Source organism: Vibrio sp. Vb1337, assembly GCF_033338715.1.
Lineage (GTDB): Bacteria > Pseudomonadota > Gammaproteobacteria > Enterobacterales > Vibrionaceae > Vibrio > Vibrio alginolyticus.
This window is the reverse complement of the sequence record NZ_JAWOTD010000016.1, coordinates 45107-59265: the sequence shown is the minus strand read 5'-3', so window position 1 is coordinate 59265 and position 14159 is coordinate 45107. Positions and strand designations below refer to the sequence as shown.

Sequence of the window (14159 nt, the reverse complement as noted above, 5' to 3'; positions counted from 1 at the left end):
AAATCCTCTTTGATTAGCGTTCAGTTAAGGTGAGTGATGAAGCTTTTACTTCGATATTTTGTTTTGGCTGAACCAGCTCCGAACCGAGCAGTGCCAGTGCAAGCCATAATCCGAGCATGCCGATAAGGCCTATCCAGCCATTTCCATCCATAGTGAGTTGGTATGGATACAGCCCTGCATCGAACTTGGCGATGGTTTGCACTTCCATGATGGTAAACCAGCGGATCAGCCATGCACTTGCCAGTGCGGCAGCAGACACAAAACTGAGCACTATGACGTGACGAAATCTGGCTGATGTGGACTTTTTGGTATCGCGAAAGAAGATGAAAGCGAGCAAAACACAACCTAAAACGACAAAAGTGAGCAGGGCAATGTTGTGGATCCATTGTTCGCTAGAATAGAGCGAAAATGCGGAATTGTTGGATGCCCAAATGGGTAGGAGAATCAGCGTCAGAACGCCGCTCGTTACCAGTGACTTCTTGAGTAAATTGCTATCACCAGAAGTGAGGGATTTCGATTGGCTAGGCAGCAGTAACCAAATCAGCAGAGAAAATCCGACCGCGCCCATAAATGCAGTGACAAACCAAAGAACCGGCGACGCGGGTTGGTGCCATAAAGAGCGCGATTTAACGACCGCAATTTCAGCGCCTGTGTAGACTGCAATGGTGATGCCTGATAGCACCGTGATGGCAGATACCATAAGCATGACTCTACGAGAGAGCGCCCAGTCACCCAGTGACAGCTTTGAAATTAGAGGCAGTACTTTCCCAGGCTGATTACGTAAGTTGATCAGATCCTCGCGGAGATACAGCCATGCAGTCACTACCGCTAAACCTGTGAAAACGGGCAAGAAAAGCGACCCTAAAGACATCCATGACCACGGAGTGATGTGTGCGTAAAAATGCCATGCGCGTCCCGGTTGGTGAAGGTCGCCAGTTAACGCTAATGGCCCCACGATGGCGCCAATGGCCAGCGTCAGCACAAGTGCAGCGCGCAGTCTGTGGCTGGTGTGTTTTTCAAATAATAGGGCGATTAGGAATAAAATAGCGGCCGCATAAGCCGAACCGATGTAGAAGAAATACTGCACCGCCCACGGGAGCCAAGCCATCGCTTGAGGTTGGACTAACACTTCGGTGATGTTCATGCGCGATCTCCTTGTGGGTCGTAAATAGCAGGTTGTCCGTCGATGTGGCTGGTGAAGCGTTCATCCATGCCGATGTAAAACACGTGAGGCTTGGTGCCTTCATTGGGTTTTAGCACTTTGATATCGTCTTGGTGCTTCGTAATTAAGCGGCGGACTTCACTTGATGGATCATTCAAATCACCAATCACACGTGCTCCGCCAACACAGGTTTCCACGCAGGCAGGCAATAGACCTTTTTCTAGACGGTGAGCACAGAAGGTACATTTATCTGCGGTGAGGGTGTCTTCATTGATAAAGCGAGCATCGTAAGGGCAAGCTTGTACACAATACGCACACGCTACGCAGCGACTGTTATCCACCATGACAATGCCATCTTCGCGCTGAAAGGTTGCTTGAACCGGACACACTGCCACGCAAGGTGGGTTGTCGCAGTGGTTACAAAGGCGCGGTAGCATAAAGGCTTTTGCTTCTCGCGTGGCTGTAGAGCCATCATCTAACGTAACTTCGTATTGCTTTACGGTGGTTCGGAATTGACCGATAGGCACTTGGTTCTCGATGCTGCAACCCACAGTGCAAGCCTGGCATCCGACACATTTACGCAAATCTATCACCATGGCATAACGCTTCCCGACTTGTCCTTTTCGGTCAGCGGACTGGTTATTTCGAATAATGTTTCCCGCAGTTGCCGTGCCAATGCCTGCGACTGGAATTAACGCGGCTCCGGCTGTGACCGCGCTGAGAAAGCGACGTTTGGTGGAATCCATAACTCACCTGCTTTTTTGTTGTATTTGAATTGACTGATTCCATTGTGAGAAATGCACTGCGAGGCTTATATTGTGGATTTCCACATACCCAGATCAAACTTGATCTAAAACAAATGTGGTTTAGGGAAGGTAGCTGTTATTCTTGTCGCACTCTCTTGACGGAACGATTCGACTCATCATGAAAAAAGCACTGTGGCTTCAGCTTTGGATTCTTTGCTTAGTTGCCTTTGCATCTTTGGCTCAGGGCGCTGTTTCTGAACAAGAATATCTGCAAGGAATGCAAGAGCAAAAAGCAGAGCAGCCACAGGTCAAGCAAAAAGTCGAAGTGGGCGTGTTAGCGATACGCGGCCATCTTTATGCTGAGCAGAGATGGCAACCGACCATTGATTGGCTCAATCAGCAAATTTCCGATGTGCATTTTGTCCTTCATCCCCTTAACTTGGATGAAATGGGCGAAGCGGTGAAGTTTCAGAAGATAGATTTCATCTTAACCAACCCAGGTCAGGCAGTGCGATTGGGCAGGCAATACGCGCTGTCGTGGATGGCAACGCTAACCAGCAGAGCACCACAAAACTCGAATTACGGCATTGGTTCGGCGCTGGTGGTTCGAGCCAATTCAAGTTATCAAACGGTGCAAGATGTCTCAGGACGTCCCGTTGCGGCGGTATCAGAAAAAGCGTTTGGTGGTTATCTAACGATGCGCTATCAAATAGTCAAAATGGGGCTTAATCCAAACGATTTCTTTTCTGATGTCCGCTATCTTGGTTTTCCTATTGATGCCAACCTGTATCAATTACGTGATGGTAATGTGGAAGCGGCCGTCGTCCCCGCTTGTTTATTGGAACAGATGTTAAGTGAAGGGCTTTTACAACCGGGTAATTACCGAGTTTTAAATCAACAGCCGAACGAGCGCTCGTTATGCGCTGTTTCCACACCGCTTTATCCTAACTGGTCATTTGCCAAAACAGAGCGCGGCTCAGCTCAGATTGCCAAACAGATTGCGCAAGTATTGTTAGCGATGCCACCTGAACACCCTGCGGTTATTGCGGCAGGCGCGTCAGGTTGGACGTCCCCCGTCAGCTTGCTGAGCATCGACAAACTTTATCAGGCGTTGGATCTCCATCCGTTGCAACAACCTTGGTGGAGTGAGGCTCTACGCTGGCTGCGTAGTCATCAAGAGTGGGCATGGGCGCTGTTCATGTTTGTGATTGTGTTGAACGCGTACCACTTTTGGCTTGAGTATCGATTTAGCAAGAGTAAGCAAGCGTTGGAGCAGACATCGTTACGATTAAAAGAGAAAAGTGAACAGTTAGAACATTCACAAAGGGTCGCGATTGTCGGAGAAATCGGCACTAGTCTTGCTCATGAACTCAATCAGCCACTGGCAGCCATTCGCAACTATAGTGAAGGCGGTTTACTTCGCTTGGCCAAAAAGCGCCCTCATGAAGATATTGTCCCTGTACTTGAGAAAATACAGGGCCAAGTTGAAAGAGCCGATGCAATTATTCAGCGATTAAGAACGTTGATTCGTAAGCGCAGTGTCGACAAAACGTCGTGCGATCTTCAAGTACTCATTGATGACACGATTGAGTTACTCCATTTTCGAATGCAGAAGCAAAACATTTCTATTGTGGCCAGTACAGAAGGGAACATTCGTCCATTACTTGTCGATGCAGTTGGCGTACAACAGGTTTTAGTTAATGTGATCAGCAACGCGATTGATGCGTGTACTTTGTTCCAAGAGAAATATCACTCATCAGGTTATCAAGGTAAAATTGCCCTGCATTGCGATTACCAAATCAGTCAACTCTCTATTCGAGTGTTAGACAATGGTACAGGGTTGCAGCAAGAGAATCCGACTCAAGCGTTTGTGAGTAGCAAAGAAGAAGGGCTTGGGCTGGGGTTAGCCATTTGTCGCGATGTGATGGAAATGCATGGTGGCGAGTTTGTCATCAGCTCGATAGCACCACATGGTTGTTTGGTTGAGCTTGTGTTTCCATATCAAAACTAATCTGAACTAGGCATAGGAGCACTCAATGAGCAGCGGTGAAAAGCAGCTACCTGTTTTTGTAGTCGATGATGATGAATCGGTGCGTGACTCGCTCGCTTTTATGCTGGAAGAGCATGACTTCAACGTGACGACTTTAGCTGATGGGCAATCTTTTCTCGATAAAGTGAACATTCATCAGGCCGGATGCGTGATCCTTGATAGCCGAATGCCTAACCTTCGTGGTCAGCAAGTGCACCAAATTTTAAATCAAGTCAACAGCCCGTTAGCCGTTATTTATCTGACAGGGCATGGTGATGTCCCAATGGCGGTCGATGCATTACAAGCTGGGGCGGTCAATTTCTTCCAAAAACCAGTCAAAGGCGATGAACTGGCACGAGCCATTTTGCAGGGACAGGCGCAGTCTGCCACAAACCTCGATATGGCAGCGGCAAAATCGGCTTATGAATCGCTCACACCTAGAGAAAAAGACATTTTACGTTTGATCATTGAAGGAAAGCGCAATATTCGTATTGCTGACGAACTTTGCATAGCAATGCGAACGGTTGAAGTACACCGAGCCAATCTATTGAAGAAGTTCTCGGCAAAAACCGTCGCAGAGTTGGCATATATATATGGCAAGCTAGATTAAAGCTTAGCGAGTGAAGCCTCTTAAGGCTATTTAGAGGATACAACTTGAGCTTTATGACGACTCGCGTATTATCTTCTTCGTTCTTACTTTATCTGAATTCTTATGAGTTTGTTGACTAAACGACATCACACGCCACATAAGCGGGCAAAATGGCTACTGGCGATTATTGGCTGGGTGGTGGTTGTGTGTCTGATGCAAAATTCAGGTTTTGCATCGTCATGCTCTATGAAATATGAGACGGAATCGCCCGCGGTTTCACTTACTGATGAGCGTTCGAGCGTCAAGTCGATTGATACTAAAGAAACCAGCAAGTGCGAATTGTCTGAAAAGTTAATTCAGTTTTCTCAACATCAACTCGATGTATTTATTGTTGTTCTGTTTGTCGGTCTTTTTGCTTCGGCAATTTGGTTGTGCAGTGCCTATATTGGTGCGCAACATTGGACAGAACCGATAGGCCGTAAGTATCGAGTCCATCTGACTTTCTGTGTGTTCCGAGAATAAAAGCGTGCTTTCTGACCACTAGCGTCAGTTATTTAGCACCTTTGTCTTTATAACTAGGAATCACTATGAATCAAATTACTAAACTGACTCAGTTTGCGTCCATGTTTTTTATGACGCTTGCTTTGAGTTTGCTCTCTCTGAGTATTTCAGCTCAAACTACTGATACAGGTTGGCTAACCAACCCACAACATCCTCCAGTGCAAACGCGCTTTGTGCTCACTGGTCAACAAGACCTGCAAGCCAAAACAATCACTGGTTATCTGGACGTCAAGTTGGCTGGGGACTGGAAAACTTACTGGCGTTCACCTGGTGAGGGCGGCGTAGCACCATCTATTGATTGGCAAAATTCACAAAATTTATCCAAAGTGGATTGGCAATGGCCACACCCACAAAAATTCGAACTATTAGGTATCGAGACTCTTGGGTATAAAGGCGACACTTTGTTCCCCATGACGCTGCACGTCGAAGACATGTCCAAACCTGTCACGATTGATGCGGTACTGACACTTTCTTCTTGTACGACGATTTGTGTGCTGACCGACTATCAAATTCAATTGACGTTCTTGCCTTCTGATCTAAAAGTCGATGAAGACGTGATGTTCAGTTACGCTCAAGCAGTGAGTAACGTGCCGCAGCCATCGCCGTTTATTGATGTTACTCAGGCGAGTTGGGATGCGAACCAATCGAAACTACAAATCAAGCTACAGAACAGTCAGGGTTGGCAACAACCACAAGTGCTGGTGGATGGTGTCGATGAAGCAACGCGAGACTATAGCTTCAAGTTTGAAGGAATGCATCAAGAAGGAAACATCGTCACCGCGAGCTATATCGTTGATACTTGGCTGGGCGATGTGGGGTTAGATGGTCAGTCGTTGTTTGTGACCATCAAAGACACCAATTTACTAGCAGAAGAAACCACTCAAGCAACTGCTGAGGCAATAGTTGAACCGCTGCCGAGCACGTCTCTAACGAGTGTTTTTCTATTCGCGTTGCTCGGCGGTTTAATTCTTAACATCATGCCTTGCGTTCTTCCGGTTTTGGGGATGAAGCTAAGTAGTATTGTTGCCGCTCAAGGTATCGAGCGTCGTCAAATTCGCGCTCAGTTTGTTGCCTCGTCACTTGGTATATTAACGTCGTTCTGGATTCTCGCTGGTTTTATTTTGGTGCTTAAGCTAACAGGTAATGCCATTGGCTGGGGCGTGCAATTTCAAAGCCCTTGGTTCTTAGGTTTGATGGTGTTGGTCACCACTTTGTTTGGGGCCAATATGCTGGGGCTGTTTGAAATCCGTCTATCATCGGGTACCAATACATGGCTGGCCTCGAAAGGTGATAACTCCCTAGTTGGTCACTATGTTCAAGGTATGTTTGCCACATTGCTTGCGACGCCTTGCTCCGCGCCTTTTCTAGGAACTGCCGTGGCATTTGCCTTGGGTGCCGACGTATTAACGTTATTTGCAACTTTTACAGCATTAGCATTGGGTATGGCACTGCCTTGGCTCTTAGTCGCTGTGTTTCCAAATATCGCGCTGAAACTACCAAAGCCTGGCTCGTGGATGAATGTCGTTAAAATAGTGTTTGGCATAATGATGTTGGCAACCAGCGTTTGGCTACTTTCATTAATGGCAAATCATGTTCCGATGTTATGGATTGCACTTATCGCTGTGGCTGCTTTTGTTGTAATGATGGCAAGAGTTAAGAAAGTGTATGGTGAGAAAGCGCTTGCTGTATCCGGAACTGCGTCATTAGTGTTGATAGCTGGTGGCCTGTTACTTGGTAGCGTCACTGCCGACCAATGGGCGACACCGCTTCCTGAGGACTTAGCGTGGCAGAAGCTTTCTAACTCGGCGATTGAAGATCACGTCAATAATGGGCGAGTGGTGTTTGTGGATGTCACTGCGGATTGGTGTGTCACGTGTAAAGCGAACAAGATCGGTGTGATCTGGCAAGATCCTGTCTACTCATTGCTGCAAAGCCCTAATGTAGCGACGTTAAAAGGGGATTGGACACATCCGGACGGCTCGGTAACGGACTTTTTACGAGCTCATGGGCGTTACGGTGTGCCGTTTAACATCGTCTATGGCCCGGCAGCGCCACAAGGTATCCCGTTACCTGTGATCCTGACTGATGATGTTGTTTTAAGTGCGGTGAAGCAAGCGAGTGGGGGAGCTATTCAATGAGTTCGACAAAGCGGCGTAGAACATTCCGATATTGGCTCGTTCAAATCGTACAGATGGTGCTCATTGTCACCGTCATTTCCATCGCGATGGATTGGTATCGCACTAAAGATATTCCTAAACAGGAGGCACCACCATTGAGCTCAGTATTGAGCGATGGTGAACACTTCGATGCAATCGCGCAAAGTTATGAACAACCTGTCGTTGTTTATTTTTGGGCGACTTGGTGTCCCGCTTGTAAATTTGTAAGCCCAAGCGTGAGCTGGCTGAGTGATGACTACACCGTAGTTGGCGTTTCTGGCTCGTCGGGACCGAATGAGCGTGTGGCGCAGTTTATGAGGGCAAAAGAATATCGTTTCGAAAACATAAACGATCCTTCAAGCGATATTATGCGCGAATGGAAAATTAGCGTGACCCCAACCATTTATGTTTTAAGAAATGGTGAAATTTCCTCCGTCACAACTGGCGTTACTACTCCGATAGGAATACTAGCGAGAGTTTGGTTAGCTCGATAACGCTATAAAAATCCGATATTCAAAATATTGAGTATCGGATTTTTTTGTTGTCCTAAACAACCAGTCGGTCACATACCATAAAGAACTAGTTAACCAATAAGTGTCTAGATGCTTATTGCGTGCTACATTCGAGCATCGTTCTGGTTATCAAGGAGGAAACGATGAACGTAGCAAAAATGTATGATGATGTGTCGGATCGCTATCAAAAGTTGGTGGATGACAGTCACTACGTCGGTCCACGTTGGATTTCTGAGAAGTTAAAAACCTTTCCCATCGAGCAAGGCTCGGTTCTCGACCTAGCCTGTGCGACTGGCAGTATCGGCCATGTCGTAAAAAGTCACTATCCAGAACTCGCCATCCATGGCTTAGACATCTCGTCCAAAATGGTTGATAAAGCGCGCCAAACTAACCTCTATCAAAGCGTCGCGGTTCATAATCTCGATGAGCCATTTTCCCCTTTGTTTGAACAAACCTTCGACTTTATCACCGCACTTGGTTTTACTGAGTTTCTAGCAGAGCCTCAACAACTTCTGGAGTGCATTTCGCATAAGCTAACTGCGAATGGACGATGTTTTATCAGCTTTCAATACCACGATCCGGATGGACAAGATTTGCCTCGAAATACTTATAGTGGATCGGTCGTGCATACGGCATATACCGAAAGTGAAGTTGAGCAACTCTGTCAGCAAGCGGGGTTGGAAGTGGTTTCCATAGAAAATGTGATTGGTTACGTATCTGGTGTTGGTTATGTGTGTCGATACTTGATGCTAGAGCTGAAAAAGTCACACCGCTGAAATAAGTAACAAACAAGGATTGTTTTTGAAAACACAAGATTTAACCGAGTTCGGGTCTGGCATTGAATACGATGCTCAATACGACCAGCATTACCATCACGACATTGCTTTTATCACAAGGTTAATCGAAGAAACCAATGCTCGAAGTGTACTGGATGCCTGTTGTGGTTCCGGCATTGTCACGATTCCAGTCTCTGAGCAACTCAACGAAGCCATTGGCATTGATATTTCTGAAGGGATGCTCAAACATGCAAAGGACAAAGCCAAAAGCAGGAGTAACTTGCGTTTTCTTCATCTCGACGCAACCCAGTTTTCGTTAGGTAAGAAGTTTGACCTAGCCATAATGACAGGGAATGCATTCCAAGCCTTTTTAAGTGATGAGATGCTAGCAGGTGCACTGAGCTCAATATCAAGACACCTCGAAAAAGGTGGGCGATTTGTCTTCGATACGCGGTTACCAACGCCAGAGAATCTAGAACTGGATAATGAGATGGCACTGTGGCAAACCTATGTTTCTCCTACTTATGGTGAAGTGAATTATTTAGGTATGAAGGCCGAGTATGACTTGCAAACATCCATCATGTATTTGAAGAAAGAGCGCCATTTTGAAGGTGGAACGATTGAGTATTCCAGCATTGATTTAAAATATCGTCCGCTGGAAGACATAGAGGTTTTCCTTGAACAAGCGGGATTCAGAATCATAGAGAAGTACCAGTCTTGGTCAGCGCAAGCATTTGAGGCGAATGCCAACTCGCTTGTCTGTGTGGCTAAGAAAATATAAATCAATGTTGAGGGATACAATGCAAGGATTTCAAATTACTACGTCGTTAGATGACATGGATTTAGACGTTATCTACGAGTTCATTTCAAACAGTTACTGGGGAAAGGGCATTCCAAGAGAACGCCTTGAGAAGTCATTGCGCCATTCGTTCTGTTTCGCGGTTTTGGATGATGAAAATCAACTCGTTGCTTTTGCTCGGTTAATTACCGATCGTACCACGTTTGCGTACCTTGCCGATGTGTTTGTTATGGAGGCACACCGTGGTAAAGGCATCAGTAAGTGGTTGATCTCAGAAATTGTTGCTCATCCAGAACTACAAGGCTTACGCCGTATGATGCTTGCAACCCGCGATGCTCATGGGTTGTACGAACAGTTTGGGTTCACTCCTATTGCTCCAGTAGAAAACTTCATGCAAATCTGGAAACCGAATGTTTATCAGAGCTAAATCATGATGAGAGTTGAAGCTCAACAAGTGGCAATCAGATACCTCAAAACAACAGACGCTGCTCCCCTGTTTGAAAACTATTTAGGCGATGAGCAAGCATGTCGCTTCCTCAATCGCCAAGCCCACCAAAATTCAAATCAAACCCTTGAAGCTATCGAAAGATGGCTTGCTCAATATGATCAAAAGTCTCCCAATCTATTAGTCTTCACCATTGAAGAACTTACTTCTCAAACTCCTATAGGCTGTCTGGTGCTGATACCTGAGCAAGACAGCAGTGAAATCCATTTTGGTATTTCTGCTCGCTATCAGGGAAAAGGCTATGCAACCCAAGCCTGCAAACTTGGCGTTGTTTACCTGCAAAGCTTGGGTATAACGCGCATTCGCACTACCCCGCATATTGGCAACCACGCGAGTATTCGTGTGTTGGAGAAATGTGGCTTTATCAGCCAAGGCATTTTAAAAGCGCATGCGGTTTTTCCTGCTTTAGGACGTGAGGCGCAAGACTGTATGGATATGCGATTGGAGGATACAGAACAGCACCATTTTGCACATTGTTCAGAATGAAATGGGTGGCGGTTGAAACGAGCGGTTACAGAGCTTGTCAGTCGCCATCGTAGACAGCGTCTTTGCTGAATGATTCGTCGAGATTTTTTGGTCTTTGATTGTCAGAGACGACTGACAAAGCCATACCAACTGTGACAACCAAACCGCTATTAAAGCAGGATATTATTCCTTCAACTTTGTGTTTTAGGAGTAGTCATTAGACTACCCAATAATTGTTGGAATAAATAATGACGAAACGTTGGCTTGTCTCCGCTGTGAGCATTGCGCTGCTCGGCGGTGGTACGTATTTCTATCTCCAATCTGCCGCTCAACCAGAATTGCTGCCTACATTGATTGTGGAAAAAGGCACGATTGAAAAACAAGCGGTGGCTGTTGGTAAAATTGTCCCTGCACACTCCGTGTCTATCAAGTCACAAATCGACGGTATCGTCGGTGAAATTTACGCGAAAGTTGGTGAAAAGGTGAAGCAAGGCCAGCCGCTGATCAAAGTGCGTCCAAACCCAACCCCCCAAGCATTAACGGATGCATCGGCAGAACTCATGCGTAGTGAAGCCGATCTGGAATCCGCCAAACAAAAACTGTCCAACTTAGAAAGCTTGGTCAAGCAGGACATTATTCCAAGTAACTACGACGAATACGTAAGTGCGCGCTCGGCAGTCAAATCTGCGCAAGCGGACGTATTGCAAAAGCGCCAGAATCTCGAACTCATCCGCAGTGGCGAGGCGTCTATCGGCGATGCGCGTTTAACGTCGACGATCTACGCGCCAATTGATGGCACAGTACTCAACCAGAAAGTTGAGGTCGGAGAGCCGATCATCTCGACTCAATCAAGCCAAGCCGCGACTGAAATGATGTCATTGGCCGACATGAACAGTCTGATTTTTAAAGGTAGCGTCAGTGAGCATGATGCTGCGCAGTTGTCTCCGGGAATGCCCGTTATGCTGACGGTTGCGCCTTATCCTGATGTGGCGATTTCTGGCGTGCTAACCAAAGTGGCGATTCAATCTGAGAACCTTAACTCACCAGAGGGCAATGCTTCGGCAAAAAGTTTTGATAACGGTTTTGAGGTTGAAGTGGGAGAACTCAAGATCCCACAAGATGTGTTTCTTCGTTCTGGTTTTTCATCGACGGCTCAAATCATTCTGAAGAAGTCTGAAAACGTGCTCACTCTACCGGAGCGCGCTCTGCTATTTGATGGTGACGCACCGAATGTTCTGATCCCCGACAGCTCAGAACAAGGGTTTCATAAACAACCGGTGAAACTCGGTCTGTCAGATGGCATCAATGTCGAAGTGCTTGACGGCGTGGAGCTTGATGAAGAGGTTATCGACAACAGCATGATGGGAGCGGCGCATGGTTAAACTGCAACGATCAAAAATCGCCTTTGCATTGTTGGCTTCCACGCTCAGTTTGCCGACCTACGCAATTTCTATTGAACAGGCTTGGCAACAAGCAAAGCAGAACGATCCTAATTACGAAAAAGCGAAAATCGGCGTCCAGCTTGGCGAGGTTGGCGTACAGAGTAGCCGCAGTGCGTTATTGCCGGGTTTAAGCGCCAGTGCGTCAGCGGATTGGAATGAGTCCTCAAGCCATTCCAACAGTTACGGTGCTACCTTATCTCAAACTATTTGGGATAGCAGTTTGTGGTCGGAACTGGATCAAGCGAATGCCAATTATCTCAAAGCACAGTTAGAGCTATCTCAATCACATAACGAGCTTGCGCAGAAGTTGCTCACCGCTTACCTAGATGTGGCAAGCGCACAGGGCGACCTCAAATTGGCGCAGTCCAAGCTGGAGGAGGGGAAAGAACTTCTCAACATCATCGAGAAACGCTATCGAGCAGGCAAAGTGAATTCGGTTGATGTTGAAGAGATGCGAGCGAATCAAGTTTCTGAGCAAGCAAGTATCCTCAATGCAAAAGCCGATCTCGAAGTGAAAAAAGCAGAGCTTGCGGCGTTAATCAATCAAATGCCGGAGAGTGTCGACCAAATTCGAACGGATTCTTTGATTCAGCCGCCGATGCTGGTGGACTCTCAGGAGCAATGGCTAAAGCTGGCTAAAGACAGCAGTCCAGAGCTGTTGGTGGCGGCGCAGATGGTGAAAGCGAGCGAGTTCGCGAAAGATTCAGCTAAAGGTGGATACTACCCAACCGTCAAAGGCAGTGTGGGCTACAGCGATGGTGACAATCGTTCAAACGGCGAGTTTAACGCTGGGATTAGTTTGAGTTTGCCGATTGACCTCAATGGTGCAGTGCGAGCGAAAGTGGACGAAGCATCGTTGAACATTTTAAGCGCCAAGCAAGATATGCGTAGAGTGGAAATTGATATTCAGAAACGAGTTATTCAGCAGTTTACGCAGGTCGATATCAACTGGAATCAAGTTTTGATAGCGAACGAGCTAGTTGAGTCGCGCGCCAGAGTGTTGCAAAGCAAAGAGAAACTTTACGACGCTGGCCTGCTTGAAGTGTCGGAAGTTATCAGTGCACACAACAGCTTGTTTGAGGCGAAAAACAGTCTGCAAACCAACTTGTACAGCTATTGGCGTAAGAGAATCGGCTTACTGCAAACCGCAGGGAAACTCGATGACGATACCATGGCGTTGATCTCTCGGGCTTTTCATTCATGAGCAGCCTGTTGCAGCAAACTTGGCAAACGTTGATGGCGCACCGCATGAAGAGCGTGCTAGCCATTATCGCGATTGCTTGGGGCGTGATCTCTGTGGTGGTGTTAATCGCACTTGGCGAAGGCTTTTATCGCCATCAGACCCAGTCGTTTTCATTTATGATCAACAATGTGCAAGTGGTGTTTCCATCGAGCACCAGTAAACCGTGGCAAGGATTACCTTCAAGGCGACAAATTGATATTCCACAAGAAAAAGTCGACATGATCAAACAGTCGGGCTTCGTGCAACTGGCGTCGAGCGTTTACGCCAAATGGGATGCGAATATCACCAATCTCAAAGGACAGAATTTATCGAGTACGGTCAGCGGTATTGATACGTCTTACTTTCCTTTAATGCAACGCAAGCTGCAATCCGGTTCGAGAAACCTGTCACCAAGTGATATGGACAACCACACTCGCGTGGCGGTGTTAGGCGATCAAATTGCGCAAATGGGTGGAATCCAAATCGGGGATAGGCTCAAAGTCAACGGCATTCCGTTTTTGGTGATTGGGATAACCGTTGGTGAGGACACTGGCATTTCATTCGGCGATAGCCGCACGGTTTTCATTCCTCAAACAACGTACCGCGATTTGTGGGATGCGAAACCTTGGATGGTATTGATGAAGCCGAGAGAAGGGATGGATGCATCGTCATTTCGACAAAATATCGTGAACTTTTTCGCCAAGCAGCTTCATTTTGACCCAAGTGATAAAGATGCGGTCGAATTACCCGATTTTAGTGAAGGAGCGGCGGTCATCAGTGGAATTTTGCGTGGCATTCAGATTTTTCTTGGAGCGAGCGGCGCGATGACCATGGCGGTCGGTGCGCTTGGCGTTGCCAACATCATGTTTTTATCCGTCACTGAGCGCACGCGTGAAATCGGTGTGCGTTTGGCCATCGGGGCGACTCAAAAATCCATACTCAGTCAGTTTATTCTTGAGGGGCTTATTTTGGTAGCTGTGGGCACGGCATTAGGTCTGATGTTTTCGTATGCCGTGGTATCTGTCCTAAGCAGCATGGCATTACCGGAATGGATTGGTTTGCCTGTGATCACGCCAGATTCCATTGCTTGGTCTTTATTTGTGACGCTTGTCTTGGCCTTGATGGCGTCGTATTTCCCAGCAAGGCGAGCATCGCGTCTCACGCCAGTCATTGCTTTGAGTGCGAGGGCCTAGTC

The 14159-nt window shown here is 46.9% G+C and carries 14 protein-coding genes; 12 read left to right on the top strand and 2 right to left on the bottom strand.

The features are described 5' to 3' along the window. Positions 1-13: 13 nt before the first annotated feature. Positions 14-1144, bottom strand: a complete 1131-nt coding sequence (gene nrfD / locus R7E42_RS17320) for an NrfD/PsrC family molybdoenzyme membrane anchor subunit (protein WP_285385586.1) — start codon at positions 1142-1144, stop codon at positions 14-16. After that, positions 1141-1908: a sulfate reduction electron transfer complex DsrMKJOP subunit DsrO gene (gene dsrO, locus R7E42_RS17315; protein WP_318072876.1), complete on the bottom strand. Its 768-nt coding sequence runs from the start codon at positions 1906-1908 to the stop codon at positions 1141-1143. Before dsrO ends, nrfD begins: the two co-directional genes overlap by 4 nt. A gap of 178 nt (positions 1909-2086) precedes the next feature. On the opposite strand from dsrO, the gene R7E42_RS17310 reads away from it, so the two are divergent. The 12 genes from R7E42_RS17310 to R7E42_RS17255 all read left to right on the top strand — a co-directional run bounded on the left by R7E42_RS17310 (position 2087) and on the right by R7E42_RS17255 (position 14157). Continuing rightward, a complete protein-coding gene (locus R7E42_RS17310) occupies positions 2087-3919 on the top strand; it encodes a sensor histidine kinase (RefSeq protein ID WP_158174055.1) in 1833 nt (610 codons plus the stop codon). A 25-nt stretch (positions 3920-3944) separates the two neighbouring features. Next, positions 3945-4547: a response regulator transcription factor gene (locus tag R7E42_RS17305; protein WP_318072875.1), complete on the top strand. Its 603-nt coding sequence runs from the start codon at positions 3945-3947 to the stop codon at positions 4545-4547. A 102-nt stretch (positions 4548-4649) separates the two neighbouring features. Then, the gene (locus R7E42_RS17300; RefSeq protein ID WP_033905718.1) at positions 4650-5048 is read left to right on the top strand and encodes a hypothetical protein; all 399 of its coding nucleotides are present in this window, start codon (positions 4650-4652) and stop codon (positions 5046-5048) included. 65 nt (positions 5049-5113) lie between these two features. After that, a complete protein-coding gene (locus tag R7E42_RS17295) occupies positions 5114-7225 on the top strand; it encodes a protein-disulfide reductase DsbD family protein (protein WP_318072874.1) in 2112 nt (703 codons plus the stop codon). Then, positions 7222-7737: a protein disulfide oxidoreductase gene (locus R7E42_RS17290; protein WP_203345885.1), complete on the top strand. Its 516-nt coding sequence runs from the start codon at positions 7222-7224 to the stop codon at positions 7735-7737. The genes R7E42_RS17295 and R7E42_RS17290 overlap by 4 nt, the downstream gene beginning before the upstream one ends. Positions 7738-7898: 161 nt before the next feature. Further along, positions 7899-8531 carry a class I SAM-dependent DNA methyltransferase gene (locus tag R7E42_RS17285; protein WP_318072873.1) on the top strand — a complete coding sequence of 211 codons (633 nt, stop codon included), beginning with the start codon at positions 7899-7901 and terminating at the stop codon, positions 8529-8531. Positions 8532-8556: 25 nt separating this feature from the next. Beyond that, positions 8557-9312, top strand: a complete 756-nt coding sequence (locus tag R7E42_RS17280; protein ID WP_318072872.1) for a class I SAM-dependent methyltransferase — start codon at positions 8557-8559, stop codon at positions 9310-9312. 19 nt (positions 9313-9331) lie between these two features. After that, on the top strand, positions 9332-9757 hold the full coding sequence (locus tag R7E42_RS17275; RefSeq protein WP_213966763.1) for a GNAT family N-acetyltransferase: 426 nt from the start codon (positions 9332-9334) through the stop codon (positions 9755-9757). Positions 9758-9760: 3 nt separating this feature from the next. Further along, on the top strand, positions 9761-10321 hold the full coding sequence (locus R7E42_RS17270) for a GNAT family N-acetyltransferase (RefSeq protein ID WP_213966764.1): 561 nt from the start codon (positions 9761-9763) through the stop codon (positions 10319-10321). Between the two features lie 227 nt (positions 10322-10548). Continuing rightward, complete coding sequence (locus R7E42_RS17265) at positions 10549-11682, top strand: efflux RND transporter periplasmic adaptor subunit (protein WP_262580429.1); 1134 nt, start codon at positions 10549-10551, stop codon at positions 11680-11682. Continuing rightward, the gene (locus R7E42_RS17260) at positions 11675-12946 is read left to right on the top strand and encodes a TolC family protein (protein WP_318072870.1); all 1272 of its coding nucleotides are present in this window, start codon (positions 11675-11677) and stop codon (positions 12944-12946) included. The genes R7E42_RS17265 and R7E42_RS17260 overlap by 8 nt, the downstream gene beginning before the upstream one ends. Further along, a complete protein-coding gene (locus R7E42_RS17255) occupies positions 12943-14157 on the top strand; it encodes an ABC transporter permease (protein WP_262627436.1) in 1215 nt (404 codons plus the stop codon). The genes R7E42_RS17260 and R7E42_RS17255 overlap by 4 nt, the downstream gene beginning before the upstream one ends. The last annotated feature ends 2 nt before the right edge of the window (positions 14158-14159 follow it).